General features: G+C 71.6%; 14 protein-coding genes. 2 read left to right on the plus strand and 12 right to left on the minus strand.

Annotated elements, in window-relative coordinates; genetic code table 11:
* The first annotated feature begins 126 nt into the window (after window positions 1–126).
* Complete coding sequence (locus ACFCY7_RS05270; protein WP_376481476.1) at window positions 127–1,410, plus strand: DUF2254 domain-containing protein; 1,284 nt, start codon at window positions 127–129, stop codon at window positions 1,408–1,410.
* A 206-nt stretch (window positions 1,411–1,616) separates the two neighbouring features.
* Here ACFCY7_RS05270 and ruvB read toward each other — a convergent pair whose 3' ends face one another.
* From ruvB to ACFCY7_RS05320, 10 genes are all read right to left on the minus strand, one after another.
* Window positions 1,617–2,711, minus strand: a complete 1,095-nt coding sequence (ruvB, locus tag ACFCY7_RS05275; protein WP_376481567.1) for a Holliday junction branch migration DNA helicase RuvB — start codon at window positions 2,709–2,711, stop codon at window positions 1,617–1,619.
* Between the two features lie 62 nt (window positions 2,712–2,773).
* Complete coding sequence (gene recA / locus ACFCY7_RS05280) at window positions 2,774–3,943, minus strand: recombinase RecA (protein ID WP_376481478.1); 1,170 nt, start codon at window positions 3,941–3,943, stop codon at window positions 2,774–2,776.
* 61 nt (window positions 3,944–4,004) lie between these two features.
* Window positions 4,005–4,511, minus strand: coding sequence for a single-stranded DNA-binding protein (locus ACFCY7_RS05285; RefSeq protein ID WP_376481480.1), 507 nt, complete (start codon window positions 4,509–4,511; stop codon window positions 4,005–4,007).
* Between the two features lie 118 nt (window positions 4,512–4,629).
* Window positions 4,630–5,412, minus strand: coding sequence for a hypothetical protein (locus ACFCY7_RS05290; protein WP_376481481.1), 783 nt, complete (start codon window positions 5,410–5,412; stop codon window positions 4,630–4,632).
* Window positions 5,409–5,924, minus strand: coding sequence for a hypothetical protein (locus ACFCY7_RS05295; protein ID WP_376481483.1), 516 nt, complete (start codon window positions 5,922–5,924; stop codon window positions 5,409–5,411). Before ACFCY7_RS05295 ends, ACFCY7_RS05290 begins: the two co-directional genes overlap by 4 nt.
* A complete protein-coding gene (locus ACFCY7_RS05300) occupies window positions 5,921–6,877 on the minus strand; it encodes an ATP-binding protein (protein ID WP_376481485.1) in 957 nt (318 codons plus the stop codon). The genes ACFCY7_RS05295 and ACFCY7_RS05300 overlap by 4 nt, the downstream gene beginning before the upstream one ends.
* Before the next feature lie 252 nt (window positions 6,878–7,129).
* Entirely contained in the window at window positions 7,130–8,047 is a 918-nt protein-coding gene (locus ACFCY7_RS05305) for a RecB family exonuclease (RefSeq protein WP_376481487.1), read from the minus strand.
* 345 nt (window positions 8,048–8,392) lie between these two features.
* Window positions 8,393–8,998 (minus strand): antibiotic biosynthesis monooxygenase, encoded by a 606-nt coding sequence (locus ACFCY7_RS05310; RefSeq protein WP_376481489.1) that lies wholly within the window; start codon window positions 8,996–8,998, stop codon window positions 8,393–8,395.
* A gap of 379 nt (window positions 8,999–9,377) precedes the next feature.
* A complete protein-coding gene (locus ACFCY7_RS05315; RefSeq protein WP_376481490.1) occupies window positions 9,378–10,022 on the minus strand; it encodes a dihydrofolate reductase family protein in 645 nt (214 codons plus the stop codon).
* A 249-nt stretch (window positions 10,023–10,271) separates the two neighbouring features.
* Window positions 10,272–10,715, minus strand: coding sequence for an SRPBCC family protein (locus ACFCY7_RS05320; protein ID WP_376481570.1), 444 nt, complete (start codon window positions 10,713–10,715; stop codon window positions 10,272–10,274).
* A 532-nt stretch (window positions 10,716–11,247) separates the two neighbouring features.
* On the opposite strand from ACFCY7_RS05320, the gene ACFCY7_RS05325 reads away from it, so the two are divergent.
* Window positions 11,248–12,387: a PP2C family protein-serine/threonine phosphatase gene (locus ACFCY7_RS05325; RefSeq protein ID WP_376481492.1), complete on the plus strand. Its 1,140-nt coding sequence runs from the start codon at window positions 11,248–11,250 to the stop codon at window positions 12,385–12,387.
* Between the two features lie 267 nt (window positions 12,388–12,654).
* Here the strand turns inward: ACFCY7_RS05325 and ACFCY7_RS05330 are convergent, their stop codons facing one another.
* Complete coding sequence (locus ACFCY7_RS05330) at window positions 12,655–14,034, minus strand: M1 family metallopeptidase (RefSeq protein WP_376481494.1); 1,380 nt, start codon at window positions 14,032–14,034, stop codon at window positions 12,655–12,657.
* Window positions 14,035–14,078: 44 nt separating this feature from the next.
* Window positions 14,079–17,987: a Pls/PosA family non-ribosomal peptide synthetase gene (locus ACFCY7_RS05335; RefSeq protein WP_376481495.1), complete on the minus strand. Its 3,909-nt coding sequence runs from the start codon at window positions 17,985–17,987 to the stop codon at window positions 14,079–14,081.
* Window positions 17,988–18,414: the final 427 nt, after the last annotated feature.

Genomic DNA, 18,414 nt, shown 5'->3' on the forward strand with positions numbered 1-18,414 from the left:
ACGCGGCTGCCCTCCCACTGCGCCGCTCCGAGAAGGGCTCTACCGTGAGGTGTCAGTGCTCCCGCTCAGGCCCTCGGTCTCGTGTGTCCCAAGAGCACCGGGCTCCTCCGGGTAAGGAGGCGTGACGTGGGTGTCCTGACGTCCTGGGCAGCCAGGTTCAGGCTGCGGCAATACGTCAAGGCAAGCCTGTGGATCGTGCCGTTGTCGGGCCTGGTCCTCGGCGTCCTGCTCGCCGAGCTTGCCCTCGCGGCCGACGGCGCGGACTGGCCGAGCGGCTGGCACTACTCGGCGACGACGGCAAGCGGTGTCCTCTCCGCCATCGTGGGGGCGATGGTGGCCTTGCTCGGATTCGTCGTCACCATCGGCGTGCTCGTCGTGCAGCAGGCGACGGGCACCCTCTCCCCTCGCTACATGCGCCTGTGGTACCGGGACCGGCTGCAGAAGGCGGTGCTGGCAACCTTCACCGGGACGTTCGCGTTCGCGTTCTCCTTGCTGCGCAGTGTCGAAACCGACTCCGTCCCCGACCTCGGTGTCACCCTGGCCGGCATGGCGGTGGCCGTCAGCCTCGTACTCCTGCTCGTCTACCTCAACCGGTTCACCCACAACCTCAGGCCGGTGGCCATCGCCGATCTCGTCACCCGCATGGGAGAGGCAGTTTTCACCAGCGGGGCCGCGGCGATCCGGGGTGCGGCACCACGCGGAGACGGGACCGTGACGTCCGACGGTCCGGTGCTGAGCCTGCGTACCGGGATCGGCGGAGCCATCCAGGCGTTCAACGTGGCCGGGCTGGTCGCCGAGGCGGCGCGCCACGACTGCGTCTTCGTGGTGACCCGGCTCATCGGCGACTTCGTACCGCCCGGCTCCGTCCTCATCGAGGTCCACGGGGGCACGTCGGAACCGGACCCGGACCGGGTGACCGATCTCGTCGCCCTCGGGGACGAGCGCACCATCGAGCAGGATCCCGCATTCGCCCTGAGGGTCCTCGTCGACATCGCCATCAGGGCCCTCTCCCCCGCGGTGAACGACCCTACGACCGCGGTGCAGGTGATCAATTACATCGAGTCCTTCCTGCACACGGTCGGCAGCACACGTCTCCCCGGTCGATACGTGCTGGCCGATCGCCACGAGCGCCCCCGGCTCGTGCTCCCAGGGCGGGACTGGGAGAACTTCCTTCAGCTCGCCGTATGCGAGATCCGCGAGTACGGAGGGTCGTCCGTGCAGGTCTGCCGTCGGCTCCGCGCCATGCTCGAAGGCCTGCTCGACACCCTGCCGCCACCCCAGCACGCCGCTGTGCGAGCGGAGATGCGTCTGCTGCAGGAGACGGTCGAGCGAGAGTTCACCGACCCGGCCCGCCGGGCCATGGCGCAACAACCCGACCACCAGGGCATCGGCGGACGGTACCCCTTGTAGGAGCACGCACGGGTCGCCAGGGCGTCGGTTCGATCAGGGGCGCGACCTCGTCCACGTGTACGTCGACAGGGCCGGCCCGGCAGCATCGTGGAGGTGCCGTTCTCGGCGTCGTGTGAGGGCGCTGTGGCGACTTGCCTACGCCGGGCTCGCCCGCGAGCAGCACGACGGCACCGTGCACCGGGCCCCCGCCGAGGACCCTGTCCAGCTCATGACCGGGGCGGCCCGGGCGGCGGTACGAGCCCGAGGTGGACCCAGGCGGCGGGCGTCGCGACCCGCCCCCGGGGCGTCCGGGCCAGCAGCCCCTCCCGAACCAGGAACGGCTCGGCGACCGCCTCCACCGTCTCCCGCTCCTCCCCCACCGCGACCGCGAGGGTGGCCAGGCCCACCGGTCCGCCGCCGAACAGCTTCAGCAGGGCGTGCAGCACGGCCTGGTCCAAGCGGTCCAGGCCACGGCCGTCGACCTCGTAGACCCCCAGGGCCGCGGACGCGATCTCGCGGGTGACCACTCCGTCCGCGGTGACCTGGGCGTAGTCCCGCACCCGGCGCAGCAGCCGGTTGGCGATGCGGGGAGTGCCGCGGGAGCGGCCGGCGATCTCGGCGGCGCCCGCGGGCTCGATCTCCACCTCCATCAGCCGGGCGGAGCGGTGGATGACGCGCTCCAGTTCGGCCGGGTCGTAGAACTCCATGTGGGCGGTGAAGCCGAAGCGGTCGCGCAGCGGCGGGAGGAGCAGGCCGGCCCGGACGGTGGCGCCGACGAGGGTGAACGGCGGCAGCTCGAGGGACATGGCGGTCGCGTCGAGGCCGGTGCCGACGACGATGTCGACGCGGAAGTCCTCCATCGCCAGGTAGAGCATCTCCTCGGCGGGCCGGGACATGCGGTGGATCTCGTCGAGGAAGAGGATCTCGCCCCCGGTGAGCGAGGCCAGGACCGCCGCCAGGTCCCCGGGGTGCTGGATGGCGGGGCCGGAGGTGATGCGCAGCGGGGCTCCCATCTCCGCGGCGATGATCATCGCCAGGGTGGTCTTGCCGAGCCCCGGGGCACCGGAGAGCAGCACGTGGTCGGCGGTGGCGCTCCGCTGCCGCGCGGCCCTGAGGACGAGGTCGAGCTGCTCGCGGACCCGTTCCTGGCCGATGAACCCGTCCAGGTCCTTGGGGCGCAACGCCGCCTCGGTGGCCCGGTCCTCGCCGTCGGCGGGGGCTGCGACCAGCTGGTGGACCGGCTCCGCCGCGGTGGGCCGGCCGACGGCGGTCCTGCCCGGGGTGGGCGTCTCGTCCCGGGGCGTGGCGGCGCCGGGGAACATGGTGCCGCCCCGGTTCACCGGCGTTCGCCTCGCGCCGGGGTGAGGGAGCGGCGGGCTGGTCTTCATGGCCCGGCCGGGGTGCCGTCGAGGAGGACGCGGGGGGCCGGACCGCTCGGGGCCGACGGGGTCGGCCCGGTGGAGCGCCGACCGGCCGCAGCCGAGTCGAACGGCACGGTGCCGGGTGCGGCCACTCGGTTCACCGTATCCGCCCGGGGCTCCGCCGCCGGGACCTCCGGCTTCGCCCCGATGCCCAGTTTCTCCCTGGTCTTCTTCTCGATCTCGTCGGTGAGGTCGGGGTGGTCCCTGAGGAAGGCGCGGGCGTTCTCCTTGCCCTGGCCGAGCCGGTCGCCCTCGTACGTGTACCAGGTGCCGGACTTGCGGACGAGGCCTTGCTGGACGCCCAGGTCGATCAGCTCACCCTCGCGGCTGATGCCCCGGCCGTAGAGGATGTCGAACTCGGCCTGCCTGAACGGCGGGGCGACCTTGTTCTTGGCCACCTTGACGCGGGTGCGGTTGCCCACCGGCTCGGTGCCGTCCTTGAGGGTCTCGATCCGGCGGATGTCCAGACGGACCGAGGCGTAGAACTTCAGCGCCCGGCCGCCAGGGGTGGTCTCTGGCGAGCCGAAGATCACACCGATCTTCTCGCGCAGCTGGTTGATGAAGATCATCGTGGTTCCGGAGTGGCTCAGCGCACCGGCGATCTTCCGGAGCGCCTGGCTCATCAGCCGGGCCTGCAGGCCGACGTGCGGGTCGCCCATCTCGCCTTCGATCTCCGCGCGCGGCACCAGCGCGGCAACGGAGTCGACGACGATGAGGTCCAGGGCGCCGGAGTGGATGAGGGTGTCGGCGATCTGCAGGGCCTGTTCGCCGTTGTCCGGCTGGCAGACCAGCAGGGCGTCGATGTCGACGCCGAGCCGCCTGGCGTACTCGAGGTCGAGGCCGTACTCGGCGTCGATGAACGCCGCGGTCCCGCCTGCCTTCTGCGCGTTGGCCATGGCGTGCAGGGCCAGGGTCGTCTTGCCGGAGGACTCCGGGCCGTAGATCTCCACCACGCGGCCGCGCGGCAGGCCGCCGACGCCGAGGGCGAGATCCAGGGCGATCGAGCCGGTGGGGATGACCTCGATGGGGACCCCCGGCTCATCGCCCAGGCGCATCACCGAACCCGCGCCGAACCGTTTCTCGATCTGGGCGAGGGCGAGCTCGAGCGCTTCCTCGCGGTCCTGTTCCTTCATGGGGTCCGCCTCGGATGGGTGCGGTGTGTGGTCGCGGCCGGCGCACGGGTGCGCCGACCCGTCAGAAGGGCTCCGTCTCCTCGCGGGGGGCATGTCGTCCGTCCTCGGCGGGGACCGGTCGCTCGCCGCCGCCGTCGGGCCGGGTGAACGGGTCCTCTGCGGGAGCACGGGGGCCGCCGCGTGAACCGGCGGGGACGCCGGTGTGCGGGGGTTTGGTGATCATCGCGGCGGCGAACCTCAGCGACGGGCCGATCTCGTCGGCCTCCAGCTCGATGGCGGTCCGCCTCTCGCCCTCCCGGGTCTCGTACGTCCGCTGGCGCAGCCGGCCCTGGACGATGACGCGGGTGCCGCGGGTCAGGGACTCGGCGGCGTGCTCCGCCTCCTGCCGCCAGACCGAGCAGCGCAGGAACAGCGTCTCGGCGTCCCGCCATTCGTTGCTCTGGCGGTCGAAGGTACGGGGCGTGGACGCGACGGTGAAGTGCGCGACCGTGTCGCCGGACGGGGTGAGGCGCAGCTCGGGGTCGTCGGTCAAGTTGCCGACGACGGTGATGACGGTTTCACCGACCATGGCGGCTTTCCTCTCGTGCGACGGGTGATTCCTCACCCGTGCCTGTTCGAGTTCGACGGGCAGCCTCGCAGGGCTCCGGTACGGCGGCCTTTCATCGAATGGGGGGCGATCATCGGGTTCACCTCGCTTCCCCCTCCTGCCTCGGCCCGGGCTCGGCGGGCCCGGCTGCGAGGAGTCGTGCTTGGTGGGCAGGGGCCCTCCTCAGCGGGATCCCGAGCCGGGGGACGGTGCAGGGACGGCCTACGGCGGCCCCGCACCAGGGACAGGGCACGCGGAGGAAGCGGACGCGCGGGTCGCGCTTCGAGCGGGTGAGGTGGGAGGGCGGACCGACCGGGGCGGCGGGTACGCGCTCGACTCGCTGTCCTGAGGCGATCGCGGTCACCAGCGCGAGGAGTTCCGCACGATAACGGCGCGGGTCGTCAGGGTCGCTGTCCGGGAGTGGCAGCGGGTTGCGGGCGAGCCGCTCCTCCCGGATCGCGCGCACCTCGGCGCGGATGTCGGCGGCGGCGATACGGGACCGCTGCCTGCCCAGCCTGGTCACAGCCGCCCGCCCATCGGCGACGTCCAGGTCGGCGAGCAGCAGGTGCCAGGCATCCGTCGTGGTGTCCTCCAGGTGCATCGACGGGCACATCGCCGCGACCAGGGCGACGAGCTGGGCCGTCTCGGCCGGCAGCATGCGTTCCTCCCTTCCGCGGGGGAACGTCCCGGCTGACGCCGATGTGCCGCTTCCCGCCGCGTCCACCGGCTGCTGGTACACGTACAGGACGGCCCCGCAGGCGCACCGCAGTCGCTTGTCGTCCTCGAACGTCCAGCGGCCGCAATCGAGGTGACCGGCTTGGGAGACCAGGAACCACACCGTGCCGAGCGTGTCCCGGTCGGGGTGGGCGATGACAGCGGTCATGGATCCTCGCCACCCTTGAGGGGGAGCAGACGGCGCAGGTCGAGCGTGCCGGTGTGCCAGGCGCGGGCGATCCGTTCCCGCCCGCCGGGCAGGGGGCGCAGACTGAACGACCGCGGTTCGGAGGCCGACAGCACACCCAGCCCCGGGATCGCCTCGCCGGTGTACGGGTCGGCGACCGGATCGAGGCAGGTCAGCCGGGCGAGGAATTGCCGCTGCCAGCCGGGGTGCACCCGGACCAGCTTCTCCACCTCGCCGGGGTGGTTGTCGGCCACCCAGGCGGTGAAGGCCTCCTCGTCGGCGACCACGACCGTCGGTTTGGGGTCGACGAGGGTGAGGGTGGCGACCGGTGTGTCGTCCGGCAGGGCCACCCGGACCGACTTCAGGTTCAGCTCGGCGCGGGCCGCGCGCAGCCCTTCGAGGACCTCGTGGCGCTCGGTCCGGTACTCGGCGTCGACGGCGTCGCGCAGCACCCGGAGTACGGCGACCCGGGTGGCGTGCTCCTTCAGGCTCATGCGGACTTGCCCTTCCGCTCGGTCCCGTTCTCCCGCCTGGTCCCGGCCCCGGACTCGACGTCCTCGGCGACCCTGTTCCTCGCTGCCGCGGTGCCGTGGCGCACTATCAGCTGGCCGAGCGTGCGGGTCTCCCCGGTGTCGTCCAGGACGGCGGCGCCCAGCAGGTTGTGCCGGCGGGCCTCCTCGTACAGGGTGCGCAGCTCCTCGTGGCCGACGCCCGGCGCGGTGGCCGCCGTGACGTAGTCGGAAACGGAGGGGGCGGGCTTGCCGGCCTCCAGCCAGCCGAGGACGGCCTCGGCGAACTCCGGGCCCGGCGTGTGGAGCACCGTCCCGGACAGCAGCTTCGCCCGGGACTTGGAGATCACCAGGGTGTTCTCGTGGTCGAGATCGCCGACGATGTCGAATTCGTACTCGATGCCCTCCCGTTGCTCGGGCTTGAGCCCGATCTTGCGCGGCACCTTGCGGCCGCGCTCGTCGGCCTCCACGACGTACTCGGTCTTGGTGCGCATGGTGACGATGAGGTGACCGGGGTAGGCGAGCAGGGCGTCGATCATCGCCCGCTCCTGGGGGCGGGCCTCCTTCCAGCCGGCGAAGCTGCCGCCCGCCCCGAGGCGCTTGGCCGCGTTGTCGACCTGCTCCAGCATCCCGCCGGTGCCGGACCAGAAGTGGCTCAGGGAATCGACGATCATGACGTCGTAGCCGTCGTGGGCGGCCACCGCGAGCGCGTCGACGAGGGTGGTGGGCTGGAACGTCGTGAGCGGGAGGGTGTCGAAGGCGAACTCGTCGGCGTACTTGGCGGCGCTGCCGTGCTCGGTGTCGATCAGGGCGACCTGCTCGCCGAGCCCGGCGGCGGTGACCAGGGCGGTGTAGGTCTTGCCCGACCCGGTGGGGCCGGCGAGCGCGATGCGGGCCTTGGCCTGTTCCTTGGTGGCGGTGGTGAAGGTGAGGTTCACGCCGTTCTCCTGGCGTCTGCGACGGCGGTTCCGGGTGGGTCCGGCCGGCAGGGGACGCGGTCCTCGTCCGGCAGGACGTGCCCCCCGCGCGACCACCCTCGGATCGAATATGTATTCGAATTACTGTCTACACCCACACTAGGCGCCCAAGAGGTAGCAATCCACCCTTTTCGGCAAGAAAAATGCAGGAAAGGATGAAATGTCAGAAAGGAGGCGTATAATGCCCTCCGCACGCGTCGGACACCTCCGGCCTCAGCCGGCGTCGGCGGCCGGGCGCTCGCCCTCCCCCGCGGCCGGGTCCGTGGTGACGGCCAGGGGATAGGGCGGCGGAGTGCCGCCCCAGGCCGGGCACAGCGCCCGATGGGGGCACCAGTCGCACAGTCGGCTCGGGCTCGGGAGCCAGTCGCCCGTCCGCGTCGCCCGCCCGATCGCGTCCCACAGCGCCAGCAGCTTGCGCTCCACGGCCCGCAGATCGGCCTCCACCGGGTCGTAGGTGAGCACGTCCCCGCTGCCCAGGTAGACCAGCCGCAGGCTGCGTGGCATGGTGCCACGCAGCCGCCACAGCACCAGGGCGTAGAACTTCAGCTGGAACAGCGCTTCCGCCTCGTACTCAGGCCGGGGCGCCCGGCCGGTCTTGTAGTCGACGATCCGCACCTCGCCGGTCGGCGCCACGTCCACCCGGTCGATGATCCCGCGCAGCCTCAGCCCGGAATCCAGCGTGGTCCTGACGAACAACTCTCGCTCCGCGGGCTCCAGTCGGGTCGGATCCTCCAGGGTGAACCACCGCTCGACCAGCTGCTCCGCCGTGGCCAGCCACTCCGCGACCCGTTCCGAGGCGGGCGTCCCGCCGTCCCGCGCGAACAACTCCGCGAGCCCCGGCCGCGCCGCCAGCAACCGCTCCCACTCGCCCGCCACCATGGCCCGGGCCCGGACGGCCGTGCGCTCCGCCGCCGGGACGTCGAAGAGCCGCTCCAGCACCGCGTGCACCAGCACGCCCCGAACCGCCGCCGCGTTCGGCTTCTCCGGCAGTCGATCGATCACCCGGAACCGGTAGAGCAGCGGGCACTGCATGAAGTCGCCCGCCCGCGACGGCGACAGCGACGACGGCGGCGCGGCGGGCCGGAGTGCTGCGGGCGGGGCCGGTGCGCCGGAGGTGCTGATCGGCTGCACACCCCTGACCTTACGCCGGAGGCCGACGCACCGCTCCGGCACCGCCTCCGCCTGCGGAGGCCACGTGACCACCCCATCGGGGCCGTCAGGCCGCCGACGCCTTCGAGATCGGACGCCCCGTCGTCGAGCAGATCCTCTCCACCGGCACCCCCGCCCGCACCGACCGGCAACAGCGTCCTCCGGCTGCTGTCGCTTCCGATGGGCACCACCTCCGGAACCTTTGCCCCGAGGGAATCAGGACCATCGATCCGCGCCCGATGTACGCCACCACATCGCACCCGTGCTCGGGCGACCCAGGAGGCCGGTGCCACGCCGTACTCTGCTACCCGCTCACGCGTAGACGGCCTACCGGCGTTCGAGCGTGACCACTTCGAACTCCTCAAGGCCGCAGATGGACACCCCCGTCTTCGTGACCGCTTCGCCGCGGGCCGCCGACTGCTTGCCGCGGGAGGCCGCCAGCGCGGTCTGATCGGCATAAAGCACGCCCACGCAGCCCCGACCCCTGGCCCGGTCCAGGAGCATCGCCGCGGTCTCGAAGCCCGCGATGGCCTGCACCTTGGGCAGCGTGGTGCCCCGGAACGTCTCCACCAGCAGGTCGGCGCCGGACGGGTCGATCTCGAACCGGGTCAGGCGGAAACCCGCGCCGGGTCCGACCTCCGCGGGAGAAGTGAACACCGCTGCCTCCCAGCTGTCGACCGTCACGGTGTTCGCGAACGGAGCCAGCATCGTCGCGCGTCGCTCCTTGAGCTGATCGTCGCTGTTCCGCAGCGCCTGTTCGCTCTCCCACCAGGAACCCGTGAGAATCTTGCCGAGCTCGCGGTCGGTGAACAGCGCGAAGCCCCGGTATCCGGGCTGGCCGGCCAACGCCCTGGGGGCCTCCTCGCGGAGCGCGTCCACACATGCGTCGATCTTGGCGGGATCACCGATGGCGTAGATGGTGCGAACGTACATGGGGGTGCGCTCCTGTTCATCGGGCCGACGCTCGCCGGGGCGACTCTCGTTCTCACCTCTTCCATCCGAGGCGCCCACGCGGCCGGGAGCAACACGGACGGCCCGTTCGGGCGAACAGCAGGAAGAGCAGGACCGATCGAAGAGAATCCTGCAGACCACACTCACCCGGCTGCGCGGACGGCCCAGCCACGCCCACAGGTCCGGCAATGGGGAACCAAGATCCGGACCATACTCGGCCCACCCGCATCCCAGTCCTGACCAGCTGTTCCGGGGCATTTCCGGGCCAGAACGCCGCTCAAGCGTCCTCCACATCAGCCGCCGGATCCTCCCAGCACCGCATGGACTCGTCGATCAACCGGTTCGCATGATCCAAGGGGCTTCAGTCGTCGCTTCCGACACCGCGATCGGGTGCGCTCATGTCTCCCGTGGCGGGCATGCCGTCGGCAAGCCCGTAGCGCAGGAACACGGTTCCCTTCGGGCTGGCTACCGGAGGTGCGAGGAGTGTGAGGTTGCTGGGCACCGCGCCGGCGTCGAACACCGTCTTCCCCACTCCGAGCACGATGGGGTGCAGCCAGAGGTCGAGACGGTCGAACAGCTTCTCGCGCAGGAGGGTCTGCACGAGGTTCAGGCTCCCGACGACCTTCACGTGCTCGTGCCGGTCGCGGATCTCGCGCACGGCGTCGGCGAGGTCCGGGCCGAGATGCGTGGACCCGGCCCACGAGAGGTCGGGCGTGCCGCGCGAGGCCACGTACTTCGGCACCCTGTTGAAGAGCGTGGCGATTTCGTTGTCCTCGCCGCCCTCCTGGTGCGGCCAGTAGGCGGCGAAGATGTCGTACGTCCGCCGGCCGAGCAGGAGAGCATCCGTGCCTTCGTACGCGGCCAGGATCTGCGCCCCGGCGACCTCGTCCAGCAGGGGCGCCTGCCAGCCGCCGAACGGGAAGCCCACGGGGTCCTCATCCGGGCCGCCGGGCGCCTGCGCGACGAGGTCGAGGGTCGCGAACAGTTCGATCTGGATGAGGCCCATGACTTGCTCCTGATGAGTCGTTTACGTCCGTCGGAGATCGACTCGCGGGCGGCCGCCGGGCGTCGCCCTCACGGAGACCACGTTCACCTCCGGCACGGTCATCAGTCGGGCGGACGCTCGTCCGATCTCGCCCACCACTACCCAAACCGGAACTGGTTGCCGGGTTCACGTCCCCATCGCCAAGAAACATTCGAGAGCGAACCCTCGCTCCAGGAGCTGCACGTCACGCGGCCTCGGGCCGCCGCCGGGTCAGGACCGCTCGACGGCGGCCTTGATCCGGAGACCGAAGTCGGGAGCATCTTTACGAGCCGCGCGAAGCGCCGGTCCCAGCAGGATTCGGCCAAGTCCGTGACCCTCGAGCACGTTGAAGATCCGCACCCGGGTGCGGCCGTCAGGCAGCGGTTCGAGGTCATAGCCTCCCTCGGCCGTGATGATGTTCTTGCTCTGCTCACTCCAGCGGATCGTGCGTGGCACGTCCAGGCTGGTGATGCGGAACTCGCGGGAGGTCTTCATCCCGGCGTCCTTCACGGTGCTGCGGAAGACCGTCCCGACAGTGGTAGGGCCGTCCGGAGTCTTCGTGATCTCCAGGACCCTGGGGCTGAACTCGGGATCGTTGCGGCCGTCGACGAGGTAGGCGAAGACTTCCTCCACCGGACGGTCGACCTCGACGCTGGCCTCGAACTCTCCGGACATTGCGTCTCCTCGCTGTGTGCCCGGCACACGCTTCACGGCCAGGATCCCAGAGAGATCCGACTGCTGCCTCCCGGCCGCAGGGCAGCGGGGTGGGCGCCGGTCCCCCGTGCGCGTCTCCACGCTGCGCCGATATCCGGCACCTCGTACCGAACCTGCGCGCCACTCTGCTCGGCCGGCTCCGTTACCAGGTCACCGTCAGGGCGTCGCGGAGTTCCGCCGTGCACGGGCGCCCTCACGCCAACGGCTCGCTCAGGCTCGCCGAGCCGGGTCCCGGCCGTGGCCTTGATCCGCTCGATCATGGAGGCGGGGCCCGGTGCATCCCCCTGTCGATGGGCAGCAGTCGCCTGGTCCGCCGCCAACGTGGCGAGGAGACCTGGTCCGACGACGGACTCAGCAGAAGCGGCTTCCATCGCAAGGGGAGGCGGTCGGGCACTCTTCGCGTTCCTGTCCCGTCTCACACGACCACAGGCATCGCCTCCTCCCCCGGAGCGCCGCGTCCTCGGCTTGCGGAGGCGGGTGGAAGGCTTGGGGCATGGTCCTTCGAGCATGGTCGGACGTCCGGCGTTCCTGGCGGCCGGGACACGCGCCCGCGCTGCTCGTGATCCCGCTCGGGCTGATCGTCACAGTGTGCGTGGTGGACGTGTTGTCTCCGCCGCACATCCACCTCGGTCCACTGCTCGTGGCGGCGCCCGCGATCACGGTGGCGTTCGCCGGCGCCCGCACCACGGCGGCAGTGGGGGCGCTCGCGGTAGCAGCCCAGGTGCTGATCGGCGTGCTCAGAGGGGTCTCGGATACCGCCAACATCCAGGCCCAGATCGCCGCCCTGATCGTCGTCTCGGCCGTCTGCGTCGCCGTCTGCGTGGTGAGGGACCGCCACGAGCGGCAGCTGCACCAGATGCGGTCGGTGGCCGAGGCGGCCCAAAGAGTGCTGTTGCGGCCGCTGCCCGCACAATCCGGCCCCCTGCGGATCGCCGGCCTGTACATCCCCGCCGAGGAGGAAGCCGAGCTGGGCGGAGACCTTTACGCGGCCGCGCGCACCGCCCACCGGAGCACCCGGCTCCTCATCGGCGATGTGCGTGGCAGCGGCCTGGGCGCCATCAGCAACAGCGCCCTGCTGCTCGGTGCGTTCCGGGCGGCCGCCCATCGGCAGGCCACCCTGCCGCGCCTCGCCGTCCACCTGGACGGAGCGTTCCGCTGGGACACCAGCCAGTGGCGGCCGCAGGCAGAGCAGGACACCATCGAGGACTTCGCCACGGCCGTCCTGCTCGACATCCCCGACGACGAGCCGGTCGTCCATCTCATCAGCTGCGGTCACCCGCCGCCGCTCGTCCTCCGCGGAAATCGGCTCATCCCGCTCGTGGCCGAGGCGAGCCACCTCCCGATCGGATTCGGCGGGGCTTTCGGCATCACCGACTACGCCGTCCAGACGTTCCCGTTCGAGGTCGGCGACCTGCTGCTCCTCTACACCGATGGCGTCATCGAAGCACGCGACAGAGAAGGGCTCTTCTACCCGTTGACCGAGCGCGCGCCGCAGTGGACCACGGACGACCCCGACGACTTCCTGCGCCGTCTCCAGAGCGACCTACTGGCCCACGTCCACGGACACCTCGACGACGACGCAGCCGTCGTCGCGATCCGGCGCCTGCCGTCTGGCCATCCGCCGGCCCTGTGACCCGGTCCACGAACCTGCCGCACGGTTCTCTCGTGTTCGGGCCACCCCCGGAACGACCGAGCGCATCCTCGACAGGATCAGCGCGCCGCCTCCGGAACACCCGACCACGGCCTCGAATCCATCGCCGGACCGCCCGCCCTCCTCACCGCAGGGGACGAACGGGACATCGCAGCACTGACAGGTCCCGCCGCCGTGCCGCAATCCGGCCCCCGCGCAAGACGTGTACGTACCGCCAGGAGACGAAGGACCCTCACTGGACGGCTCGTCTCACACTCCCCTCGGCCCGCCGATCGCGGGCGGATTCCCGGGGCGGGCCGGGGTCGGCGGGGCGGGCAGCGGGGGGAGGGAGGGCTCATGGAGCCAGGACGAGAGCAGGCCGTCCAGCGGGTCGGCCGCGTAGCGGGCCACATGGGCGGCGAAGCCCGCGGTGGTCACCACGCCGTGGCGGTTCACGCCGGCCCAGTCGCGCAGCATGCGGAAGAACGCCCCGTCACCCAGCGCGCAGCGGATCGCGTGCAACGCCAGGCCCCCACGCTGGTACAGGCGGTCGTCGAACATCAGCTTGCGACCGGGGTCGGCCGGCACCAGGTCCTGCGGCCGCACGGCCAGCAATCGGTGTGCGGCAAGTGCCAGTTCATGCGCGGTGCGACCGCCGGAGCGCTCCGACCAGAGCCATTCGGCGTACTTCGCGAAGCCCTCGTTCAGCCAGATGTGCCGCCAGTCGGCGATGGTCACGCTGTTGCCGAACCACTGGTGCGCGAGCTCATGGGCGATGAGCCGCTCCGAACCCCGCACGCCGTCCACATGGTTGGCTCCGAACAGGGCCAGCCCCTGGGCCTCCACCGGCACGTCCAGGTCCTCGTCGGCGACGACGACCGCGTACTCGCCCAGGGGGTAGGGGCCGAACAGTTCCTCGAAGAGCTGCATCATCGCAGGCTGCCGGGCGAAGTCCCGGGAGAACTTCGGCAGCAGATGCGCCGGTACGTGGGCGCTCTGCGGAACACCGCCGAGTCCGGGGTCGCCGAGCAGCACGGTCTGGTACATGCCGATGGACAGGCCGACCAGGTAGCTGGAGGTCGGGGCGGTCTGCTCGTACACCCAGGTGGTCGTGGAGGCCTTGGTCGTCCGCGTCAGCAGCCGGCCGCCGGCCACCACCGCGTACGCAGAAGGGGTGTTGACCGAGAGCAGGTAGGAGGCCTTGTCGGCGGGCCGGTCGTTGCACGGGTACCAGGAAGGCGCGCCGACCGGCTGGCTCGCGACGAGCGCGCCGTCGGACAGCTCCTCCCAGCCGAGGCCGCCCCAGGGGCTGCGTACCGGCTTGGGGTTGCCCGACCAGTGCACCTCCACGGTGAAGGCGACGCCGGCGGCGAGGGGCTTGGCCGGCCGGATGCGCAGTTTGCCGCCCCGGTGGGTGTAGTGGGGCGCCCGGCCGTTCACCTGGACCCGGCCGACCTTGAACTCGGCCAGGTCGAGGGCGAACTCGGTGAGCTGCGCCCGGCCGACGATCGCGCTGAGCCGGGCCGTCCCGGCCAGCCGGTTGGGGCCGGGACGGTAGTCCAGAGCGATTTCGTACCGGTGCACGCGGTATCGGGGATCGCCGCTGGCCGGGAAGTACGAGTCCGACGCCGTTGTCCTCTGGCCGCTCACTGCCGCTTCCGCTCCCTGCACTGTGCTCGTACGCCGTAGCCCCTTCAGGACCGCCACGCCTCGATCGGATTGCCCAGCCAGCGGGTGTCGGCGGGGACGGATTCCCCGGCCATCACGAGAGAGGCGGGTCCCAGTGTGCTGCGGGCCCCGACCGTGCTTCCGGGCAGGACGATGCCGTTCGGGCCCAGGGTGGCGCCTTCACGGAGGACCACAGTATCCGTCCTCAAGATCCGGTCGTGGAAGAGATGAGTCTGCAACACACTGCCGCGGTTCACGGTGACGGCGTCGCCCAGCCGCACCAGGTCGGTCTCGGGAAGCCAGTAGCTCTCGCACCACACGCCCCGGCCGATCCGGGCCCCCAGAGCACGCAGCCACAGGGTGAGGACCGGCGTCCCCGGCACCGAACCGGCGAGCCAGGGCACGGCCAGGACCTCGACGAACGTGTCGGACAGTTCGTTGCGCCAGACGAAGCCGCTCCACAACGGGTGCTCCCCCGTTCGGTGCCGGCCCACCAGCAGCCATTTCCCGGCCACGGAGACCACACCGGCGGTCGCCCCGGCGGCGAGCAGGACCACACCGGACAGCGCCGCGGCTCCCACCGCCCCGACGCCACTCGTCGCGATCAGGGCGCACAACGCGGCCGCGGTCAGGACGGAGAGCGCGGCCGAGCAGAACACCGGGACGAGCCGGCACAGCTCCACCAGGCCCCGGGCCCACAGCAGGTGCGCGGGCGGGTCGTAGGTACGGCTCCGATCCGCGCCGGCCGCGGATCGCGGCAGCTTGACCGGCGGCAGGCCCAGGTAGGAACTGCCCTTCTTGGCCTTCTTCGGAGTGGCCGACAGGACGCCGACCAGCCCCTCGTCGGGCACGCTACGGCCCGGCGCGGTCATTCCGGAGTTGCCGAGAAACGCCCGGCGGCCGATCTCGGAATGTCCGATGCGGACCCAGCCTCCGCCCAGTTCGCAAGGAGCGGTCAGGGTGTCGTCGGCGAGGAACGCGCCGTCACCCACGGTCGTCAGGCTCGGGAGCGCGAGCACTGTGGACACCTCGGCGCCCCGGCCGATCTTCATCCCGAGCAGCCGTAGCCACACGGGAGTGATCAGCCCCGCGTACAACGGGAACAGGGTCTCCCGGGAGAGGTCCATCAACTGCGTGACGGTCCAGGCCTGCCAGCCGACCCGGCTGTGCGTCGGATGGGTCCCGGTCCGCAGCCCGAGGCTGAGCAGACGCACCGAGACGAGCAGGAGCAGCGCGTACACGAACCCGAAGGCGAGCGCTCCTGGCACCACGGCCGTCAGCGCGCTGCGCAGGGCCTCGGCGAGCCTGGCGTCCGCGGGTACGAACAGGCTGACGACGAGCAGCGCCGGCAGGGCGGCGAGCACGGTCAGGAGTGGGAGACAGAAGCCGGTCGCTCCGTACACGGCGCGCCAGCGGAAGGCACGCGGCGGGCGTTCCTTGGGCCAGTTCCGCTTGGACTTGCCGAGCTTTACGGCCGGTACTCCGGCCCAGCGCTGACCGGTCGGGATCTGCCCGGTCACGGCGGAACCCGGGGCCACCTCGGCCCGCTTGCCGACCCGCGCGCCCGGGAAGAGCACGCTGCGGGTGCCGACGACCGCGCCCGCGCCGACCTTGACCGGGCCGATCTCCAGCCGGTCCCCGTCCAGCCAGTGCCCGTTGAGATCCACCTCGGACTCCACGGCGCAGCCGCGCCCGAGCTTGAGCATGCCGGTCACCGGAGGCAGGGAGTGCAGGTCGACTTCCGGACCGATCTTGGCACCGAGGGCCCGTGCGTAGCGCTCCAGCCAGGCCCCGGTGAGGGAGGTCGCGCCGACGTGGTCGGCCAGTCGTTCGGCCGTCCACAGCCGCAGGTGCACACTTCCGCCGCGCGGGTAGCGTCCCGGCTCGACCCCGCGCAGCAGGACGCGTGCGCCGCCGGCCGCGAGGGCCAGCCGGCCGGGCGGGCTGTAGAGCAGGGTGGCGCCGACGGCGACGAGCCACCAGGAGGCGGTGGGCGCCCAGGGGTAGGACCCGAACCGGTGCAGGACGTTGCCCAGGGCGAGGAGCGCCACCGTCCAGCGCAGTCCGACCAGGGTGAACAGCGGGAGCAGGAGCAGCGACTGCGTCACCTGGAACCGGAGCGGGACGGGAGCGACGGTCCGGGCCGCGCCGCCGACCTGTACGGACTGCTCTAGGTGGCGGGCGAGCTTGCGGAGGGTGGGTTGCTGGTAGACGTCGACCACGGCCGCGCTCGGGTAGCGGGCGCGCAGCCGGGTGGTGAGCTGGGCGGCGGAAAGGCTGCCACCGCCGATCGCGAAGAAGTCGTCGTCGGCACGGGTGACCGTCACGCCCAGGGTCTCGCTCCACCGCTCGGCGAGCCAGGCCTCGGTGCCGTAGAGCTGCTCGGCGGAGCCGGTGGACTCCAGGTCGGGCAGCGGCCAGGGCAGCGCGTTCCGGTCCACCTTCCCGGAGGTACGGGTCGGCAGGTCGTCGACCGGCGCGAGGAGCGGCACGAGGGCCGCCGGCAGTTCGGCGCGCAGCCGCTCGACCGCCGCGGCATGGTCCCATCCCTCCTTTGTGATGAGGTAGCCGACAAGGAGCTGGTTGCCGCCGCGCGCGGTGCGGACGGCGGCGGCCGCTCCGGCGACGCCGGGCAGGGCCTGGAGCGCCGCGTCCACCTCGCCCAGTTCGATGCGGCGTCCACCGAGTTTGATCTGCTCGTCGCCCCGGCCGAGGAAGACGAGCCCCTCCGGCTCCGCGCGGACGAGGTCGCCGCTGCGGTAGGCGCGGTGCCAGCCGAGGGAGGCGAGCGGGGCGTACTTCTCGGCGTCCTTGGCGGGGTCGAGGTAGCGGGCCAGGCCGACGCCGCCGATCACGAGCTGGCCGCTGCCGCCCATGGGCACCGGCTCGCCGGACTCGTCGACGACTGCCATGTCCCATCCGTTCAGCGGAAGACCGATGCGGATCGGTTCCTCACCGGTCAGGAGCGAAGCGCAGGCGACGACGGTCGCCTCGGTGGGACCGTACGTGTTCCAGACCTCGCGCCCCTCGGTCACCAGGCGCTGGGTCAGTTCGGGCGGGCAGGCCTCCCCACCGAAGATCAGCAACCGGACCTCGCCCAGGTCCTCCGGCTCCCAGAGCGCGGCCAGGGTCGGCACGGTGGAGACCACCGTGATCTCCTGTTCCACCAGCCAGGGACCGAGGTCGGCGCCACTGCGCACCTGGGAGCGCGGGACGGGCACGAGGCAGGCCCCGTGGCGCCAGGCCAGCCACATCTCCTCGCAGGAGGCGTCGAACGCGACCGACAGTCCGGCCATGACCCGGTCGCCGGGTCCGATCGGTTCCTCGGTGAGGAAGAGCGCGGCCTCGGCGTCCACGAAGGCGGCGGCGCTGCGGTGGCCGACGGCGACGCCCTTGGGCGTGCCGGTGGAGCCTGAGGTGAAGATGATCCACGCATCGTGCTCGGGCCCGGGGCGGGCAGCGGGGGCGTGGCCGGGCTCGGGGTCCCCGGTGACCTCGACGGACTGTCCGGCGCCGAGCACCGCGCGCACCCCGGCCTCGCCGAAGACCAGGTCGGCCCGCTCGTCCGGGTCCTCGGCGTCGACCGGCACGTAGGCGGCCCCCGCGGCGAGCACGGCGAGGATGGCCACGTACAGCTCGTTGGTCCCGGAGGGCACGCGTACGCCGACCCGGTCGCCGAGCCCGACCCCGGCTGCGGCGAGGGCGCGGCGCCGCCGCTCGACCTCGGCTGCCAGCGCGTGATAGGTCAGCTGGGCGGAGCCGTCGTCCAGGGCGAGTTCGTCGGGGTGCGCCAGGACGGTCGCGTCGAGGATGTCGACGAGCGTACGGGGCGGGGCGGCGGGCCCGGCGGAGAACCGGGCCGCTTTGTCGGACTCTTCGTGCGTCTCCCCGTCGTCGAGCAGAGTGAGTTCACCGCGCTCAGGTGTGGCTGACATCGGCCCTCGCGTCTCGCTCCCGGAACGTCCGGGTCGCCGGTGGAGCCCGGGTCTGCCCGGGTTGTTCCGATCCGGCGCCAAACAGCCCGCCAGTCTAGTGCGCCGACGGGGAATTCCTTGTCGAATCCCTTGCGCGTTGCCGAGGAAATCCGGTAAAGCGACTTCTCTCCGTGGGGTTCCGGCCAAAACCTGACAGCGCAGTGCCGCCGACGTCCGTGCTCGGTGACCCGGCGTCACCGGATCCGACACTCGTGACGGGAGGCGCCACGAACCTCAAACCAGACGGCACGCGGAAGGCCTCGACCCCGACTGGCAGCTCGACGACCTCACCACGTCGACTCACGGCGAATCCCCCGCCGACCATCACGTCTGCCCCGCATTCACGCAGCGGATGCAATTCCCGGAGTCCTATGAGGGACGACCACTG

It is taken from the genome of Streptomyces sp. NPDC056361, from assembly GCF_042262805.1.
In the GTDB taxonomy this organism is placed as follows: Bacteria; Actinomycetota; Actinomycetes; order Streptomycetales; family Streptomycetaceae; genus Streptomyces.